At 32.6% G+C, this 19,332-nt stretch carries 16 protein-coding genes; 2 read left to right on the forward strand and 14 right to left on the reverse strand.

Going from position 1 to position 19,332, the window contains the following annotated elements; translation table 11 throughout:
• Positions 1-338: 338 nt before the first annotated feature.
• From IPK91_09915 to IPK91_09925, 3 genes are all read right to left on the reverse strand, one after another.
• Positions 339-722, reverse strand: a complete 384-nt coding sequence (locus IPK91_09915) for a LytTR family transcriptional regulator (GenBank protein ID MBK8297572.1) — start codon at positions 720-722, stop codon at positions 339-341.
• 79 nt (positions 723-801) lie between these two features.
• On the reverse strand, positions 802-2,226 hold the full coding sequence (locus IPK91_09920) for a hypothetical protein (GenBank protein MBK8297573.1): 1,425 nt from the start codon (positions 2,224-2,226) through the stop codon (positions 802-804).
• Positions 2,223-4,841 carry a CHAT domain-containing protein gene (locus tag IPK91_09925; GenBank protein MBK8297574.1) on the reverse strand — a complete coding sequence of 873 codons (2,619 nt, stop codon included), beginning with the start codon at positions 4,839-4,841 and terminating at the stop codon, positions 2,223-2,225. Before IPK91_09925 ends, IPK91_09920 begins: the two co-directional genes overlap by 4 nt.
• Before the next feature lie 119 nt (positions 4,842-4,960).
• Between IPK91_09925 and IPK91_09930 the strand changes: the two genes are divergently transcribed.
• Positions 4,961-5,545 (forward strand): sigma-70 family RNA polymerase sigma factor, encoded by a 585-nt coding sequence (locus IPK91_09930; GenBank protein ID MBK8297575.1) that lies wholly within the window; start codon positions 4,961-4,963, stop codon positions 5,543-5,545.
• Entirely contained in the window at positions 5,542-6,258 is a 717-nt protein-coding gene (locus IPK91_09935) for a hypothetical protein (GenBank protein ID MBK8297576.1), read from the forward strand. The genes IPK91_09930 and IPK91_09935 overlap by 4 nt, the downstream gene beginning before the upstream one ends.
• 195 nt (positions 6,259-6,453) lie before the next feature.
• Here the strand turns inward: IPK91_09935 and IPK91_09940 are convergent, their stop codons facing one another.
• The 11 genes from IPK91_09940 to IPK91_09990 form a co-directional block, all read right to left on the reverse strand.
• Complete coding sequence (locus IPK91_09940) at positions 6,454-7,365, reverse strand: hypothetical protein (GenBank protein MBK8297577.1); 912 nt, start codon at positions 7,363-7,365, stop codon at positions 6,454-6,456.
• A gap of 110 nt (positions 7,366-7,475) precedes the next feature.
• A complete protein-coding gene (locus IPK91_09945) occupies positions 7,476-10,871 on the reverse strand; it encodes a T9SS type A sorting domain-containing protein (GenBank protein ID MBK8297578.1) in 3,396 nt (1,131 codons plus the stop codon).
• A gap of 124 nt (positions 10,872-10,995) precedes the next feature.
• On the reverse strand, positions 10,996-11,622 hold the full coding sequence (locus IPK91_09950) for a response regulator transcription factor (protein MBK8297579.1): 627 nt from the start codon (positions 11,620-11,622) through the stop codon (positions 10,996-10,998).
• A 41-nt stretch (positions 11,623-11,663) separates the two neighbouring features.
• Positions 11,664-11,981, reverse strand: coding sequence for a hypothetical protein (locus IPK91_09955; GenBank protein MBK8297580.1), 318 nt, complete (start codon positions 11,979-11,981; stop codon positions 11,664-11,666).
• Positions 11,982-12,050: 69 nt separating this feature from the next.
• Positions 12,051-12,839: an ATP-binding protein gene (locus IPK91_09960; protein ID MBK8297581.1), complete on the reverse strand. Its 789-nt coding sequence runs from the start codon at positions 12,837-12,839 to the stop codon at positions 12,051-12,053.
• Entirely contained in the window at positions 12,812-13,453 is a 642-nt protein-coding gene (locus tag IPK91_09965) for a hypothetical protein (protein MBK8297582.1), read from the reverse strand. Before IPK91_09965 ends, IPK91_09960 begins: the two co-directional genes overlap by 28 nt.
• 9 nt (positions 13,454-13,462) lie before the next feature.
• Entirely contained in the window at positions 13,463-14,053 is a 591-nt protein-coding gene (locus IPK91_09970) for a hypothetical protein (protein MBK8297583.1), read from the reverse strand.
• A gap of 53 nt (positions 14,054-14,106) precedes the next feature.
• Positions 14,107-14,661 carry a hypothetical protein gene (locus tag IPK91_09975; GenBank protein MBK8297584.1) on the reverse strand — a complete coding sequence of 185 codons (555 nt, stop codon included), beginning with the start codon at positions 14,659-14,661 and terminating at the stop codon, positions 14,107-14,109.
• A 167-nt stretch (positions 14,662-14,828) separates the two neighbouring features.
• Complete coding sequence (locus IPK91_09980; protein MBK8297585.1) at positions 14,829-16,046, reverse strand: hypothetical protein; 1,218 nt, start codon at positions 16,044-16,046, stop codon at positions 14,829-14,831.
• 32 nt (positions 16,047-16,078) lie between these two features.
• A complete protein-coding gene (locus tag IPK91_09985) occupies positions 16,079-16,630 on the reverse strand; it encodes a hypothetical protein (GenBank protein ID MBK8297586.1) in 552 nt (183 codons plus the stop codon).
• 342 nt (positions 16,631-16,972) lie between these two features.
• Positions 16,973-19,228 (reverse strand): hypothetical protein, encoded by a 2,256-nt coding sequence (locus IPK91_09990; protein ID MBK8297587.1) that lies wholly within the window; start codon positions 19,226-19,228, stop codon positions 16,973-16,975.
• Between the last annotated feature and the right edge of the window lie 104 nt (positions 19,229-19,332).

Genomic DNA, 19,332 nt, shown 5'->3' on the forward strand with positions numbered 1-19,332 from the left:
AAGTATTTCATGTACATCCTGAACAGGCCCTCGAGTTTCCTTCCGCAGTGTATAGATTTCCCAATGCAGGCAAATACTGAGATATATGATTAAGTAATTATGTATGAAATGATCCATACATCCCTTGATATCATGTGATTGGAAGCTGTCTTTGGCTTTATACATACATGGTATGTGATAAAGCTCAAGACAATCGTTACCTCTAAATCAGGGTTTGTAAATAAAATGTGGGATATGGGAAGGTCTGTTGACTTATAGGAATTGCTTACTTTGGAATTTAAAATCCAGTATTATTAAAAAGTCAATAAATTGTTAGAAAATAACTAAGAAATAAAAATTTAGCTGCGTCTTCCTTTGGTTGATACAAATCGCAAAAAAGCCTCACGACGTCTTTGGGCCAGCGGGATATGCTTTCCATCCAATAGTTCCAATGCTTCCCCATCATTTTTTACGATTCGTTGCACTGCACTGATATTTACTAAATACGAATGATGCACTCTAAAAAAACGTTTTGAATGCAATTGAGCGGCAATCTCCTTCAATGGCTTGCTAACTAAAAGCGACTGCCCATTAAAAAAATAAAGCGTACAATAAGCCCGCGCAGCTTCAACGTAACAAATATCATACGTGCGGACTAAATCAAATCCTTCTCTATTCGGAAGCAAGAGGATCTGCTTCGTTGTATCAACTAGCTGCAACAAATGTGCATTGAATGATTTCATGTTTTTTAAATAAAATGGAACTCGCTAACTGTTGAACTTAAGCGAATAATCAAGAAACTTTAAAATAAATAATTTTTTATTATAAACCTTTCTTTGGTTTTTTAAAATCAAAGTCTGAAGGACAATCACAACTACAAGTAGCATTAATGATTGAAGAATATATAGGTCTTATACAATCAGCTTTGTTGTTTGGATTAGGCGTGCAATTATCTATATAATGCTCAATACTATAAATGTGATTCATGCCAAAATTTGTTGTAGGGTTTGTAGGTTGTAAACTAACACTATTAAAGTGGCTTGGATCTGTATTAATTTCTACACAAAATTCAATCAAACCATATTGCTTTATATCAGGGACAGTAGCAGGATCAGAGTCATCTGCTGTTAAATAATGAGGACAAAATTTATTAAAATTAAATTCAATATTTGGAAATGATGGAGTATATACTAAGCATGGTCCTCTTCCACATCCAGTTTTATCACCAAATGACCAATTTCCAACTTTTAAAGTATTTGCTTTAACAACACTTGGTAAAGTAAAATTAACTTTTACATCTTCAACTGGCAATGTCCCATCATTCATAAATTGAATCTTATATTTTACAAAATATCGATCTTTACTCCAAGGGTTATACCAGGATCTTACTTGTTTGTAAATACACTTCACTTCTATAAAATTTGGATCGTGTTTGTCTCGAACTGTTTCTACTATTTTACCAATTTCCTGAGTTCCGCATTTTAAAGTAATTGCTTTTTGCTCACCTATAATTATACCTGCTGGCAATGGACTTTGAACCCTTAAGTTAAAATAATGGTAAGGCTTAGAATTGTCAATGGGTATACCAGTAATTCCAAGCGGAGTTTCAACAATACTTGAATTGTTTAAATATGACCAAGAATAATTAATATTGTCATCTTTAATAAAAACATCACTAAATGGAAATAAACTTTTATCATATTCCAAACTTATTGTTGATGTTGTACATGTTGTAATTCTTTCCATTGGCAAAATTACAGTTACATCCTTCCCTGGAACAAAATCATGTGTAACTGAAAATGATTCCGTAGTTGCAGATAAAGTATATTCATTAGTACAACTGTATCCTGCTCCATCAGAAATAGTTACCAATCCAGGGGGATCATCCCCTTGATAAATATTTGTAGCATAAAAATATTTTATAAGGCCACTATTAGATATAATTTTAAAATTATTTTCCGTAATTGGATAATTATCAATATTTGCAGGCGGACGCGTATTAATACACTCGCCATTTTCAAATATTATAAAAAAATCCTTTCTTCCCTTATTAGGACTACAATAATTACAATTTGGATATACTCCAGAAGCATTAATTGAGTTCAGATTAGTTTGTGTTGAGTAAGAATAAGCGTTTTTAAGCTTACTATTTTTTACATACCATTGATAATCCAAATTAATTTGCGAATTAAGAATATTAATAGTACAAATTGATAAAAATAAAAAAACAATTAACTTAAAATTCATTTTGGTACTTTTTTAAAAATAAAAATTAAAAAACAAATTGACAATCCAATTAATAAATATAACAAATTCCGTGAATTGGTTTCAATCCCTTCCATTTCCCCATACCCCACAAATCCAGCCCAATAATACGGATGCTTTTTTTCAAATCCTGCTTCTTGTAAATATTCCATTTTAGCATTCCGAAGGGCCTCGTCTTTTGATTTTCCTTCTTTGAGCTCTTTGTAAAATCCGGACATAATTTTTGCACTGGATTCATCATTAACAGACCAAAGAGACATAATCACGGATTCTGCTCCCGCCTCCTGGAAACTTTTTCCCAAACTGCGTATGCCTTCTCCGTATTCCCATTCACCTAATCCGGTTTCGCAGGCACTCAATACGACCATGCGCCACGGACTGTGCAAACTTGCCAATTGAGCCAGTCCAAATTGTGACGGATCTCCTGGTAAAATCAAATAAGCAGAATCTCCGCTTGCTTTGGCATGGCCGGCAAAATGTACAATTTCTGCCGACTGCATGCGGGCCGGCAATTCATCTACAGTGATTTCCTTTGAAATCTCCACTTGATCGCCATAATGCATTTGAATGCTATCTACCTCTTCTTGTGTATGCAATAAGGCTGAAACGTTACCTCGAGTGGCAATTAAATTTTGTTCCTTGCTTTCAGGATATTCGGGTCGGATGGCCAATATGAAGCTAGGCTTATCAGAATAATCTGACTCAAATTCGGGTTCGCCATATCGTTGTGCAAAATAAATACTACAATGACTTAAAAGAAATTGACCATCAGGATGAATTAAAGCATCAAAAGGAATAAATTGAATTTGCCCATCTGGAATGATACACAATCTTTTGGGCAAAGGATTTTTCACAAAAGCTAAAAGAAAATGATACGCTTGCTTTAAAAGCGCCTCATCCAGTTTAAATTCCCTTTGATTAAAATTGGAATTTATACCTTTTATAATTTTCTGCAAATCTCCATACGTTCCAATTTGTTCAAAATAGCTTTCGCCTTTCAGTTGCGCCATCACATAGACTGTATCATGAATAATCTGGTACTCTATATAATTTTCAGGATATCTAACCACCGGCTCTTGAATTGAATACTTCCCGAATAAATCTCGTTTCTGTTGTTGCAAATGAATGCGCTGACCTAAAATAAAATTGGACTCATTGATTTCTTTTGGATTCAATTGCGAAAGTTTAAACTCTTGGCGCTCCACCTCACTGATTTGCAACTTATCAGCTTTCGAAAATTGGCTAATAACCATCATTTCGAAAATTTTGTTTCCCAATAAGATCCCCTTGGAATAATTAAAAAATTGTCTGCATTTTACAAATAAAACCTCCGACTGAATCCCCAATTTCTTTAATTGGTACAGTTGCTCAATTCCCCGATCCACCAGGCTTCTATTGGATCCAATGATTTTTAATTTGGATGGAGCCGTTAAGATTGATCCTTGTATAATTTCATAACCAAATAACCCAAGCTCCAAATAAGAAAGTGATTTCAATAACAGATCCGTCTGCTTATCCTGTTCATAGCGAAGAGAATACCACTTTGAAGCTAGCGAAAATGCTTCAGTAAGTGTATTCTCCTGATAGAGATCCACTTGATTTGGAAGGGTATCCAAACTCCTGAATGATGGTATCAGGCATTGAATCCCATTCTCTAAAAATTCTCTGGAATTCTCTAAATCTTTGACTTGGAGGTAGGCAGTTGCAAAATCGATACAAATTTTTGCAAAATCCCTGTCACAATCCCTGCTCCTATAATATTCTAAAGCAGTATTAAAATAACATATAGCCTCATCAAAATTACCCAGCTTAACCAAATAATTTGCCTGAGTCCTATGCCAATCTCTTTTATTCTCTTCAATATTTTTCTCCGGAGTATTATATAATTGCTCAAAAGCTATCTCTAGATACCTGTTGACAAGTTGCATAGAATCCATGAGCGTATACAATCCTCCCAAGCCTGTAGCGTTGGCAAAAATTGATTGGGGCTCATTCATACTGCTGGCTATTCTGAGGCCATACTTAAAAAAATTCTCCGCCTCTTTTTGTTTACCTTTTGTCTGTCTAAGTGTTCCTAAATTAGTATAAGTCCTTGATAGATTTTTGGAATCCCCTAAATAAATTAAAGCATTTGCAACCAGGCTATAATAATATTCAGATTTTTCAAGTTCATCCAATTGGTTGTAATTAATTGCCAATGTGTTTTCTATATACCAGGCATGTTTATCCAAACAAAATGGATCGTCTACATACGAATGAGCTATTAATAAATAGGGAGTTGCTTCAACAAAACTTTCTGCATATTTAATTACATTAGCAAAATTCATATAGGCAACTCGTATGGCACTACGACCTGGATTTTGCTTTACTAAATAATCAATCCAATAAAGTAATTCCGATTTATGTTTTGCCGATAAACTATCTTCAGAAATACGTTTACCCAGTCTAAAAAGCTTTTTATTATAAATTTCCCAATTTTTCTGGCTAACTAACAATTTAAGTGAATCCCGATCTGATTGTGTTATTTGGGTAAAGACATCGTTAAAACAATAAAAAGAAACGCATAGAATAAGCAGAAATCTTGAAAATTGGAACATACGTTGGTTAGGTCTCAAGCAAATATACCTAAATTATCTAAATCAAAATTAAATTACAAAAAATTTAAACAAGAGGTAACTTATTTTAACTTTGGACTCACAAACAAATAGTAATTCGCTTGCTGATTCAGGAACTTATTGAAAAAATCCGGGGTACCGAAAAAGATCGTGCCGCTGTAGTAAGCCTTATTTATCAGGACTCCAGTCTAAAAAAGTCAATTAAGTCCTATGTTTTAAATCACTATGGCAATGAAGACGATGTAATTATTATATTTGATGACATGATTGTCCAGTTTATTAAATCGGTCTTTTCAAAACCAGACTTTAAATTAGAAGGTGAATTATCAGCTTATTTAATGGGGATCGCAAAACATCTTTGGTATGCTGAATCTAAAAAGAGGATGAAAATGAAACAATGGGATTCAATTGAAAATAAAGATTTTGTAGATCAGGATATCATCAGTATTGACCAAATTTTAAGTGACGAGAAAAAAACCTTATTGCTAAATGTACTGAGCCACATTGGTAAAAATTGCAAAGAAGTCCTAATGTATTGGGCAAATGGTTACGCAATGGATGAAATTGCTCAAAAGCTTAATTATAAATCAGAAGGCATGGTGCGTAAAAAGAAAAGTGTCTGTCTTAAAGAACTGACTACCATCATCCAACTACGACCAGAAATTAAAAAGGCATTGTCATCATGAGTCCCTACTACGAACAAATCGAAGCTTATCTGGATGGGACCCTTTCCCCAAAGGAACTTCACGACTTTGAAGAAGCTCTTAAAGCAGATCAAGCCTTACAGGAAACTGTAAATGAGTTTAAGTTCGCAAAAAATATATCAAAATCATTCATAGAACTTGAAACCCGGCAACATTTAAACGCATTAAAAACTAAAAAAGTAAAATTCAATTGGATGCTTCGAATTGCAGCTGGTTTGATTTTGGGTTTTGTATGCATTTATTACCTATATCCAAAATCAACTTATTCCAAATCCAATCCCGATCAAATTTTCGCCAGTCTTTATGAAAAACCAGCCAGTACAGCTTATCGTTCTGAAACAGTACTTAAAAATAATATGGATTCAGCCATTTACCAGTTTGATTTAGGAAATTTAGACCAAAGTCAACACTATTTTTCAAACATTCGCTTATCCGATACCACCAATGAACTGGCATTAAAATACCTTGCACACATTCAACTGCAAAAAAAGAATTACAACGAAGCTAAAATAGCATTAGAAAAACTTTCTAACTCAAACAAAGAAGCATTCAAAACAGAAGCATTATACTACTTATGTATGTTGGAACTGATGAATAATAATATTTCAGATGCAAAATTAAAATTTGAACAGATTAAAAATAATTCTCTGATTGCTCGCAATAAAATTACTGCAATCGAAAACTATTTGAAATGATCTTTGATAAAAACCATCAACCTGTAATTTATACATTTCAAATTTCTAATCAAATCCAAATAAACTAAAGTTTCTAATTTCAATTTGGAATTCTTCTTAAACTTTAATCTGATAGATAAGTAAAATTTAATTAATCAAACGATAACTTTACTATCTATCAGATAAAAATAAAAACAATATTATATAACCATGCCTTTATGGTTTCATTAAATCGCCAAATTTTGAAAAATCAAAGGACTTTGTAATAAATAAATTAAAATATGGGTCTGGACTACCATAATTACCTTTAAATTCTCCTCCAATTCGTATCCCGAATTTGTTTTCTGAAATTCCAAAATAGAAACTGTAATTAAAACATGGTCTGGATGCTCCACCCATCCAACTTATACCCAAAGGGGTCGCCTTTATAAAAAAAATATATTTATTACCTTCATAATTATATTGGAAATTAGTAAATCCCCAATAATAATTAACAAAACTCCTATTGACTGTAAACGGCACATGCAAACTATCCAATACAGGTCCTGTTACTGAAATAGTATCCTTGTGAATATCTTCAAATGTATATGCAATAGTTTCTTTTGTCATTACGGCTTCAAAATCAAACGGTGTAAAATAGACATTGTGTTTAATACCGTCTCCAAATAAACCCTGATTTGTTATATTAAACGGCAAGGTCAATACCAAACCATAATTATTAAATGAGCTATTCGAATTTAAACTAGAATAGCTTCTTTCAACCAGATAATTGGATTGATCTATACGGCCAATTTGATTATAATAATAATTTAAACCAGAAGGAATGCCTTCAGTTGATATATATTTAGACTGATACAGTCCAGCATAAATTCCCATTTTTGAGAGTATATTTCTCCTCAATCTCCCCTTTTCAGATTTGCAGACATTATGACAAAGAAAACTAATTCTACCATAAAAAGTATTTAATGTAATCCCATCAGACAAATCTAAATTTGCACCAAGCGATAATGAAACCTTTCCGGTATCAATAATAGTTCTAGTCTGATTCATTGCAATATAATTTGAATAGCAACGATTGGATCCAAAAAGCAAGAATAATGTACAAAATAAATAAAATGTATTTTTCATAATATTAATTTTAATAGTGATAACAATGATGAATGAATACTTAAAAATGATTGTATCAATAAAATGGAAGCGAGCATTGCTGCTCACTCCCATTTATCAATTCCAAATCATCAAAATTTGTTAAAAGGGATTCTGTAATTTTTGTTTTGATAAACAATTCTTAAATTATATAATCCATTGGGTAAATGGCTAATGTCCATTACTCCATGTTCCTTATAAGTCTCAAGTGATACAGAATACAATTTACCATCACTTGAAACAATTACTACAGATGCTTTATTTAAATTCTTGCCTTCCATGTCTAAATGAATCACGTTGCTTGATGGATTTGGATACAAGGAAATATGTTCCGGAAGTTGTTTTGAATTTACACCAATTAAAACGGTACGAATTTTTACAACACCATTTGAAATGTTTAATTTAAAATTTTCAGTTTGATTTGAAAAATTTGTTGCTATTGGATTGTCAATAAAACTTAATAATGTTGAATCTCCATCTTGACCAACTGCATTAAATTCAATTGAGAATAAGGTGTCCGTATCATTCAGACTGGTTCCATTTAAATTTAAAACATACCAGGAAACACCTATTCTTCCTTTGTCAATATTTGATGTATTGAAATTAGAAGTACTCATATTCAATGCCGGATTAAAATCGGTCAATGATGCATATTTCAGTTTATTGGCATTCCAACCTAATGAAAAGCCAAATGAGCTAACATTTTTGAATCCTTTTGCATACACAGGTACCTTAATTTTTCTTCCTGGCATGACTTGGGTGTTATTTATTTTTAAATCAAGAATTGGTTGCTGAACTTTTGTTCTGGTATTCATTGTTGAAATCTCAACTGGTTCTCCAAATTTCTGGGGATCTCTGTCCAAATCAACATCTCCCATTTTGATACCTGTAAAATCTAGGTTGGTTTCGTTCTTGCTTATTTGAATAGTTCGTATTTCCGGAAACGTTGATTGAAAGGGATTATTGGCATTTGGAAAATTAAATGATTTTGGAATAAATCGCCAACTTTCAACAGCCGCAAAGGCTTGATTTTTATTAAAATAAACCGAAATAATTCGGGCAATGTCCACTGAATTAATGGATTTATTATTATCTACATCTGCAGCTATTATTTTAAACGGAGAGTCCAAAATAAAACTTCCTAATATATGACCTTGAATATCTGCAATGTCAGCAATTTCCACTCCATTGCCAGGAAAAGTTAATTTCTTTGGTTTAATTGTAAAAGTTCCGGCCGGAACATTCGAAAAGCAATAATTTCCTGTTGCATCTGTCTTTACCGTTTGGGTATTCTGTCCAATTAATTCAACACTTACTTCTTTAACTGGTTTGTTTTCTTCGGTAAGGATTTTTCCACAAATAGTAAATGAACCATTCACACATACGCTTCCAGTTTTAAAATCAGGTATGACCGTATTTCTATTTTGCTTTACAATGGCGCTGCTTGCCTCAAATGAAATTATTGCAGTTGTATTGGCAGCACCTTTCAATTTAACTTTTAAATAGCAGAAAATATCATTATCCGCTAGCGAAGTGGCACTACTTGAAATTCCAGCCCAGGCTACTTTGATTTTAGATGTAGAAATTATCTGATAAACAAATGCATTCGGATTGATATTTGGTCCAGCAACTGCACCTGTAAAGTCAGCAACCGTTGTCGGATTTAATAAAGCAGTGACATCCAGAGAGGTCATAGTAATAAAATTCTTAACTCGCACTGGTACTAATATTTCTTGGCCACTATTCCCACAGCTCATTTCTTCCGGGTCTAAACTTACAGGTCCGCTAATTTGTGGTTTTACTGTAAAACAATAGCAATACGTATAACAGTTTCCAATGCGCATCTGCAAACAAATAATATAACTGCAATTTAAATCCGGCAATTTGCAAATAGGCACTCTTGAATTGGCATTTGTTCCGCCGGTAAAAGTGCAACCCGCTGGTAGCGTCCAATTGTAACTATCCATTGATGGGACGTTTTGAAAACTCAATTCACCGGATTGACTTACTGTATAGGTTATTGGTGGATGAGGTGTTGGCTTGTTTCCACAATTGCTGCTAGGTCTGCACACTTTTAAACACTTGGAAAGCATACCACAACCATTTCCAACTGTCAAACAAACTGTAATACATTCCTTCCCACTGGGAATTCCACAACGGAATGTGCTTCCTGTAGTCGAAACATTGCTTAAATAGGCTTGGGGATCATCGGTTCGCCAGGAAAACGTTTCCGCATCTGAACCTGTTGTGCTAAAATTAACTTCAGAATTAGCATTAGGATTGCTCGCGGTAATATATAAACTTGGTGGTTTGGTGCATGGGCCAGCCACTTTCACAACGTAACAACATTCATAAAATTTATAGCGGCCATTAGCATTGTATTTGTAAACTCTGAAACAAATTGTATAACTTCCCGGCGCAGGTAATTTACAAACAGGATTAACAGAATTGTATGAGGTTGCACCCAAAAATTCTGGTTGGATAATTGCATTTGAACTGTTTTTAAATTCCCATTCCAATTCATCTGCTAGATGACTATCGCCTGATTGAAATTGAGGAATAATCTCTCTGCAATAACTGCTCGTCAAATAAATTGTTCTTGGATCTCCACAATCAAACCTGTAAGTAAAGCATTCATCACAATCATCGCAAGGATCGTTGGCAATCGAACAAGCATGCAATTCACTATTTAAATAGCCTCTTTCTCCTGCATAACAAGAATTGTCTGCAGCAGTCTCATTGGTTCCATTCAAACAAACCGGTTCAATATTTTGCGTACAATTTACTAAAATTGAATTTCTTGTTACCAAACAGACTCCTCCGAGAAAAAAAGCTTCTCCTAATTTATGTGTAAAGAAGTTTGCTACAGATGGAAAACCAGCAGAAGAAGTTGCCACATTCTTGACTTCAAAAACTTTGTAATCATTGCGAAAGATTTCAACGCGACCATCGCCAGCGTGATAGAATAAATTTAATCTGAACCACTCTCCTTCCGGATAGCTGAAACTTCCCAAATACGTTTTACTTGCATTGTATATTGATACTGTTTTAGTGCCTGTAAAATAAAAATCTATTACACGCCCTAAACTTGAATTTAACAATGAAAAATAACCTGAATTGCCATTGGTTAAATATACCGAACAACTAAAGCGATAGTCCTTTGGTGGAATTCTAAAATAATACAAATTATCAACCGGCTTTGAACTACTTGCACACGTAAAATCAGCAAAGAAAGTCCAGCCTTGGCCTACATGTCCAAGTTGCACATTAGCTGGTATTGGATAATACGGTGGATTGGATCCGCTTGGAAAAACCTTCCAATCTGTTGTGAGAAGAGGATCTCCCGGATTAAAATTTTCATAATGTTCGCATTGCACAGCATCCCAATTTACAAAAGGAACTGGACAACTAGATTCACAATCAACTTGCGAAAAGAGTTTGGAATAAAAAAATCCAAACCAAATAATTACCGATAAAATTGTTTTCATTTTTTTAATGATTTAAAAATTAATAATAAAAAATAATGAAACAAAAGTATCGCATGCCAAAACCTAATAAAATATAACCTTTGTTATAGATATCAGAAAATAAAAAGATAGATTACAGAAATGATTATTTACCGAAACGGTATAAATTAATGGCTTCTGTCCGATTGGTAACCTGAAGCTTATCGTATATTTTATGAATGTGTTGTTTGACAGTTCCCGTAGTAATACCCAATTGATCAGCAATTTCTTTATAAAGGAGTCCTTTTGCAAGTAAATCTAGCAATTCCAATTCACGGGATGTAAGCGGTAATTTAGAAGGAGTAGGATTTAAATTCATTTTTTGAAAAACATCCAGAATTCGACGAGCAATACTAGGACTCATGGGTGATCCGCCTTCATGCAATTCGCGGACTGCTTCAATAATTTTTTTAGGTTCAGACCCTTTTAGTATGTATCCTTTAGCACCGGCTTGCAATGAATTAAATATTTTTTCATCATCTTCATATACCGTAAACATACAATACTGCATGGCCGGACAATATTTAATCAGATAATTAATAGCATCAATACCAGAAGCTCGGGGCAGTCCAATATCAACAATTAAAATATCTGCGGGATGATGTTTTAAAAACTGCATCGCGTCTTCCGCAGTATGATAAACTTGAGTACAACTCATATCGCCTTGATCCTTAAAGAGCTCCTGCAACATCAGGGCAACATCTTTCAAGTCTTCAAGAATAGCTATTTTCATAGAATTTTAAACAAGGATGATACATTCTCAACAAAAATAATCTAATTCATGTATTTATACAATAAATCTAACAGGAATAAAACCGCAATAAAAATACTCAATAAGATCAAACATCCATGTTTTGCAGATTCTATGATTGCTGAACCATCTTTGTAAAGATCCAACCACCAACCAAATGCACCAGCGGTCAATACAACTTTATAATCATGACCTTCATGATGAAAATGGTGAACACGCCCTAGAATAGAAAATTTTGAACTGACGAGTTTATTGTTAATACGTATACGCTCTACTAATAAAAGATACAACTCAATTTCGATAGTAGTATGCTCATCAAGATAAATTGTTATAAGTTTCATAAATTAATTTCTTACAAAGATCCTATAGATCCAAATGCAAGAAAATATAACTTTTGTTATAGCTAGTTTCTATTTAATCGGAAATTGAAGTACGATTTCAGTTCCAGGTTGCTTGTGGAATATTAATATACATCCGTGTATTGATTTCATCCTGTTTTCCATATTGAAAAGTCCATTTCCATCAGATGATATTAAATCCGGGATAAATCCCCTACCATTATCATAAATCTTTAATACAGCAGTATCTCCTTCGGTTGAATAATGTATCTCCACTGAATTTGCTCCAGAATGTTTTACAATATTATTTAGGGCTTCCTTTACTGTAAGGTGAATGTTCCTTCGAACTTCACCACTAAGTTGATAATTTTCTAACAAATCACTCTGATTCCAGGAAAGCACTATTTGATGTTCATCCAAAAATTCAGCTGCATACCGTCTTAAATAAGCCAATAAACTATCCAAGGTATCATAACGAACATTGAGTGCCCAAATAATTTCAGACATATTCCGGATCAATGCATTGCTTTGCGATGCAATCCGGCCAATTTGAGTTCGCTCTTCTTCAGAACCAGCTTTTTGTAAGGCGCGATCACTTAAATATCGTATCGTCGTCAATCCAGATCCCAAATCATCATGCATCTCCGCTGCAATTCGGTTGCGCTCATGCTGGATGGATTCTTGTTTTTCGATAATGAGTTGTTGTTCACGTAATAGACTATCCTTTTTTTCAAGTTGTTGAGCCAATTTCTTCTTCTGGTAAAAAACCAAAAACCAAATTAATAATCCCGACAACAATACGGGCATTAAAAATGCCGTCAGAATAATGAGTTTTATGACTTTGGGATCATCAAGGGACATAGCACTACCATTAGATAACTTAAACTAAGAAAAATATTCCCAATCCCAACCAAATCATACAATGGATCAGTTAATAATGAATTTGAATCAATAATTATATTTAAATAAGCCAAAATTGGAAAACTTGCAGTAAAAAATATTAAAATACCAATTGAAAGCCAAAATAATGGAAGTCCGAACAATGACTTTGAGGAATCATTTGCTAATAGATTATAATAATACTTAATTATCAACACCGTTAAAACAGACATACCTAATAAATAGCTAAAATTATTCACATGATTTGGGCCTTGAAAGAACATGAAATTGAATATTGATATCCATGTCACAATCCAAACTAATTTTTTCAATCGATCAGAGTATCCAATAGAAATTAAGTAATCTACAAACAACCAAATAAAATATGGAACTTGAATTAAAATAAGCAAATTATAAATCCATGTATTATAAAGTTGCAAATACGTTAAAATACTCCCACTAAATACATCCAACAAATTTGTTATACCTAGAAACATCAAAAAGTAAGGAATTTCAAAGCTTACTCTGTTTTTTAGTAACAATCCTGTTATAAATGTAATAAATAGAATTGTTTTATAGACTGCTAATATTAGCACAAAATATAATTAAAAATCATAATACAATGGATCTTTTCTATTTTCAGCTTCATTGCCATAGCTAGAAGGTATACATTTAGGCGGACATAACCCTCCCAGATTAATCAGCTTATTTGTATTTACATTTCCTTCCGAATCAGTAACTGCTAATATAGTAGTTACATTACTACTAGCCATTGACAATAAACGATCTGCCTCATTTGTATTATTATCAAATAATAGTTTACAGTAGTTATAAACTTCTCGATCATATGTTGCTTCTCCTTTATAATATCGACCTAAATATATTTTGACACCTTGAACTTTAGGATCTGCTAAAAACTCTTTAAATTCATTAAAATTATTTCCATAAAAGTAAACAGACCTTGGTAAGAATTCATCACCATTTATATATTTTTTCACCATCAATTTAGCTGTAGTTCCTGGTATTTTATAAATACCAGTTTTCCCATCAAAGCTTTTGTTAAAGTCAAAAGCTGCCTTTGTAGTTAACAATGCTTTGTTATCAATTGCTAATTTACCAAACTGTCGATGCAAATAAAAAATATAAAATATCAACAAACAAATAACAACCAATAATATTGCACTCAAATTTTTCATAAAACAAACAATTAGAATAAAATTATAAATAAAAAACCAATCATGTCACAGATTTATTTATGAACTAAGTCATCCATAGTAATGTCTGTAGTAGGCTTACACCTTGGAGGACATAAACCGCCTAAGTTTTTTAGAGTTGTTCGGTCAATAGTTCCATTTTCATCCTTAACTTGGGCAAAAATTGCTGTCGTGTTCATTGTATAATTGTCTAAAAAATCTTTCACCTTATCAGGATCATTATCAAATAAAACTTTGATATACTCCTTTAATTTATCATCATCATAATATCTTCCAAAATACACTTTAATACCATATTCCTTTGAATTATTTATTAGCTCTGCTATACCAGGTAAATCATCTTTTTTAAAATATACATACCAATTTGATTTTCCATTTGTACGTACATATTCTTTTACAAGCTTTTTAGCATTTTCATATGACACATCAGAAAAATTCTTATCCTGGCCAAATTCAAGCTTTTTGGGGCTGGCTAACATTTCGGCTTGCTCACTTGATTCATTTAATTTTACTATTTGATTTCTTTGCTTAATACAATAAAATAGAAGAATTAAAATAATTAGGATTAATAATGCAATAATTTTTTTCATTTTTTTTTTTTAAATAATTCAATCTAATATTAGTAAAATAAATAACACTATTATAACTTCCAATATATATTTCAAGACAACCTAAAAATATTTTTACATTACCTATACAATATACATAATATTGATTTCGTGCAAAAAATAAATTTCATTTATTTTGGTATATCACTTTATGGTACAATCAACTTCTTTCTAACATAACTTTTATTAAAAATTGAAATTACAGGGATATCCCAGTACACTCCCACCGAAAGTTGATTAGCCCTTGGATAAACTTCTTCAGTTAGTTTTCGAAGTTTAGGTGTATATCTATAGGCTAAGCCAACAGCAAATGGAACTTTACCTAAAGATTGATTAATTGCAAGTCCTGGAGAAAAGACACTTAAAAAACTAATATCCTCTTTTATCACTAAATTATCCCAAGGACTTTTTCCAAGTCCATAATTTAAAAAAGCACCAAGATCCAAAAAACTTAAACAAATACTAGTATAATAAGTACATGGCTTTCTAGCATTACTTTTAGCCCAAATATAATTTTTTGTAAAATTTTTGTCACTTAGTTTTTTTCCCATCCAATTAAAGTAAAATTCCAAACTAATAGGTAAAGTCAAACCATAATTACTATGAAGCTGCTTATTTGGTCCTTCAGAATAATTCTCTACACCGTATATTAATCCTGGGTTAAAATTCAAAGTCATTCCATAAGATGAGTTCCTCTTTAGTGTCCGATTTGCAGCAACTTTTACATGGTTTTTAATGACATCTTTAACTTCATCGCTACTCTTTGCATTTACCATTGCAACCGAGAAAGAAATATACTTACTCAATATACCCTGTAACCTTACCCAATTTTCATTTTTATATACTGTTGGGAAAATAATTTGAATTATGTCACACGCATTTGAAAATACCAAATCAAATTTACCTTCACCAATTGATGAATACAAACCACCAACATGTTGTAAAATGCTATCAAATTTTAAATCAATATTAGGATAAAATAATTCCGAATATCTAACTAATTTACATATTAGATTTATATATGCAATATAATTTTTTTGCTCTTGATTTGTTTGTCTTCCTAGCTCTTGCAAAGACTGACATATTTCTAAAATTGAAACACATTTAGTGAAAAAGGAATTAACAGAACTTTGATCATCCAAATTGACTAAATCCTTAAACAACTCCGAATCCAACTTACATAATAATTCAGCAAATTTAGTTCTTCCTTCTTTTGTATTAATTTTATTTAATTGTTCAAAATTTATCCAAACATTATCCAATTGTCCATTTACAATTTTTGAGCTGTCACGAAATGCACCTTGTACATAATTCAATACTTTTAATATTTTACCAGGTTTACCTAAACCTCCCTTTTTTAATGCCAAATATTCAATAATGTTTTGTGGATGATAATTATTTAGCAATTTATCAAATAAATCAAGGGAAATTTTAAATACTGATATTCATTTTTATTACTCGATTTAAAAGCGTCAATATTTGCTTTATTTAATATTAGATTTGTGCTATTCAAGTTACTTGGGTTATCTAAAATTTCGGAAATCTTAGATGGCAATAAATAAAGGTCTTTATAAAAAGCAGACCGTAGCTGATTGCCAAGATCTGATGTTTCAATTTGATTAAAGTTATCTAATACTGAAAAAGTCTCTTGAAAAATAATTTTTAGTTCTCCAATTTTATTTATTCGATTTTCAAAACGCTCTAAATATATATTTACTAAATCTGTTTTAAATTGTTCAATAACAAATTTAGTTATTCCTTCATAAATATTGCTTTGATTAATTGATTTAACCGTAGGCGAACTATAACTACTAATTTCGCTAATACATTCTTGTTTTTTTACTAAATCATTTTTATTATTTAAATAAAAAAGTGTCTCATAATAAATTGATTGTCCAAAAGAAGTTTGATACACTATCACTACTAAAAGAAGGAAAATCAATTTTTTCATAAATTAAATTATTTACAATTCACAAATTTACATTCACTATTAATTCCTAACATATAACTTTTGTTATATCCCTCGATAAATTGCATTCCCCAACCCATTCTAATATCTATTATCATTCTACGATTCCTTGCATATCATCCCTCCAAACTTAAACATATTTCCTCTTCCCTCCAATTCTTAATTCTTCCCGCGAGTACGCGGGATGTCCACTCCGTTCCCATAATTTTTAACTCTTAATTCTTCCATCCCCATTTTCCAACTCACAACTATCCGTAATTCGTAATCCGTAATTCGTAATTGATTCCTCCCAATTCTTAATTCTTAACTTTTAATTCTTAATTCCTACTCCCTCCTCCCCACATACTCCCACAACGTATCAACCGATTTTTTACTCAACAAAATTCCCAATGGCGTATCCGTCCATTGGCTTCCGATTTTTGGGTAAATTTTTTCTATCAGATCGGTATCGCGTTTAGATAAAATTAATTTTTGCTCCCAGTAATGGCTGTGTCCTGAAAAGGGAGAAGCTGCAGCTGAAGTTAAGGTATTCCACAATACCGAACTGTTGGATGCTGTTTTGTCATTATCGTTGTCACTGTTTTGAATCAATAACAGTTTATATTGAAGATTTGGAAAATTTTCAGTCAGGTATCTGTAAATTTCAAACAGCGTATTACAACCGGAATTTTCATACAAGCCTCCGTCAATCATGTTGCCCACTCCTTCTACATAATTGTAGGCACAGACAAATGGAAACGCCTGACTTAAATTAACTGCAGTTACCAACGGAAAATTATATAAAGTATCCGCTCCCGTTTTTTGATGTTTGACTTTATGGTATAAGTCTATGGCAGTACCAAATATTTTTTGTTCAATAATTACCGGCGCTGAAATCGCTCGCTTGCCGGCTTGGGTTGTTGCTGTATTCAAAAATAGTAATGGCAATCTTTTATGGGTTTTCAGGGTATCCCAATTCGTCATGAGATCCAACTGGAAAAAATTACTGGCTGTATCTTGTCGGTCCTTTGGATAACACAAACTAAATGCTCGACCTTCATCATATTGCCGATACAGATTGCGGTCACGGGCTGGCTTGTCTTTTGACGTTGTCAAATTTCGCAAGGCATCACTCCAAAGCATACCCCAGGTGGCAGCAGTTAAATAATTATAAGTATAAAGTCTTTCTGCCAATTCTAAATTACTATTGGTTTCAACTTGAATACCATCCTGTTCCAAACTCCATTTATTGAGCATCATATTGGCACCCGAACTGCTTCCCGAAACAGTGGATATGGCAAATACATTTCGAACAAACGATGAATCCTGCTTCTCAAGGGTATCTAAATTCATCACCATCCAGGCTCCGGCACGGGAACCACCTCCCTGACCTGCAATTAAAATGATGGGCTTGGTAGAATCAATTCCTTTTGCCCATCGCTTAAAATAGTTTTTTAAACTATCGCGTTGATACGAACTGTAATGCGATTGTTTATCTACTGACTCTACCCGCACCCGGTGCTTATTAAACGCATCAAAAAATATATAAAATGACATGCCAAAAATGGCTACAAATTTCGCAGCCTGGAAAAATTCATACGCTGAACTTAATTTAGAAACAAATTTTTGCTCATTATGTATTTTCGTTTCTACGATGACCTGATCACGCAATTCTTTATCTGTTTCAAGCATTTTAAATGCATCATTGGGTGTTTTTATCCACAAATCTATGGTTGCTATAAATACAGTAAACGAAACATTCATTACAATTACTGAAGAAAAATGATGCATGTGATCAGAAAAAGTTAACCAGGAAAAAAACAATAAAAATCCTAAAAGCAAACCGCTAAAAATCAAGTACTTTACTTTATTTGCATTATAGTTTGCTCTGATTACTTCTAAATCACTGTTACGTTCAATATAAGAATAGAATGCATTATTAATCAGATATAATAGTATAATTAAAATAAATGAACACCAGAATAAACCGATCAACCACGTTCCAGCAATGCATACTATAAATACGAAATGAAATAAATAACCCGCATGTTCTACCGGCCATTTTTTAATTTTGGATGTAATTAAGTTTTCAATTGGATCTTGGGTCCACTTTGATAAATACAATCCTAAAATTAGAAATCCAATTAAACCAATTACTCCTGTATTGGTATCTAAATAGGATTCCATCAGCATCAAGGTAAAAATCAATAGAGGCAAGCCGGCAAAATGCCGAACCGGAAATACAGCCTTCCCATCCATTGCTGTATTGTATGCTCTAGCCAGAGCAGAAAACAAAATATAGATTCCGTCTTTGGTAAAAAGATCGTCTGGACTCTTTCGGTTTGTTAGTCGTCTGGTTATTGAAAGCGAATAGGGTGGTATTACCCAAATTGCATAAAATAATAACTGAAAACTAATCAGTATTAAGAAGACATTCCAAAAATTACCCCCGTCAAATAAAATGGCAATGATCTCTGTCCCTTGAGATACATAGTATAACAACATTGGGGTAAGAAATGCCAATACAATGTAAAACCAGTTTTTGGTAAATGTATAATACAGCTTCCTGAAATAAGCCAATACAGTTCCATTTGCAGCCATTGCATTTAATTTTTAATTAAAATAGAATCGGTTTGTAGGTAAACTCTGTCTGAATAATCTCTGTTTTAATTTGTTTCCCAAACCTAGGGTTTAAACCCTAGGTT

It is taken from the genome of Saprospiraceae bacterium (assembly GCA_016712145.1).
Taxonomy (GTDB): domain Bacteria; phylum Bacteroidota; class Bacteroidia; order Chitinophagales; family Saprospiraceae; genus Vicinibacter.

What these genes read in the sequence shown, in the direction of transcription:
- IPK91_09920 (MBK8297573.1), bottom strand. Translation starts at nt 2,226, where the DNA reads ATGAATTTTAAGTTAATTGTTTTTTTATTTTTATCAATTTGTACTATT.
- IPK91_09915 (MBK8297572.1), bottom strand. Translation starts at nt 722, where the DNA reads ATGAAATCATTCAATGCACATTTGTTGCAGCTAGTTGATACAACGAAG.
- IPK91_09990 (MBK8297587.1), bottom strand. Translation starts at nt 19,228, where the DNA reads ATGGCTGCAAATGGAACTGTATTGGCTTATTTCAGGAAGCTGTATTAT.
- IPK91_09945 (MBK8297578.1), bottom strand. Translation starts at nt 10,871, where the DNA reads ATGAAAACAATTTTATCGGTAATTATTTGGTTTGGATTTTTTTATTCC.
- IPK91_09940 (MBK8297577.1), bottom strand. Translation starts at nt 7,365, where the DNA reads ATGAAAAATACATTTTATTTATTTTGTACATTATTCTTGCTTTTTGGA.
- IPK91_09975 (MBK8297584.1), bottom strand. Translation starts at nt 14,661, where the DNA reads ATGAAAAAAATTATTGCATTATTAATCCTAATTATTTTAATTCTTCTA.
- IPK91_09985 (MBK8297586.1), bottom strand. Translation starts at nt 16,630, where the DNA reads ATGAAAAAATTGATTTTCCTTCTTTTAGTAGTGATAGTGTATCAAACT.
- IPK91_09935 (MBK8297576.1), top strand. Translation starts at nt 5,542, where the DNA reads ATGAGTCCCTACTACGAACAAATCGAAGCTTATCTGGATGGGACCCTT.
- IPK91_09960 (MBK8297581.1), bottom strand. Translation starts at nt 12,839, where the DNA reads ATGTCCCTTGATGATCCCAAAGTCATAAAACTCATTATTCTGACGGCA.
- IPK91_09950 (MBK8297579.1), bottom strand. Translation starts at nt 11,622, where the DNA reads ATGAAAATAGCTATTCTTGAAGACTTGAAAGATGTTGCCCTGATGTTG.
- IPK91_09955 (MBK8297580.1), bottom strand. Translation starts at nt 11,981, where the DNA reads ATGAAACTTATAACAATTTATCTTGATGAGCATACTACTATCGAAATT.
- IPK91_09970 (MBK8297583.1), bottom strand. Translation starts at nt 14,053, where the DNA reads ATGAAAAATTTGAGTGCAATATTATTGGTTGTTATTTGTTTGTTGATA.
- IPK91_09925 (MBK8297574.1), bottom strand. Translation starts at nt 4,841, where the DNA reads ATGTTCCAATTTTCAAGATTTCTGCTTATTCTATGCGTTTCTTTTTAT.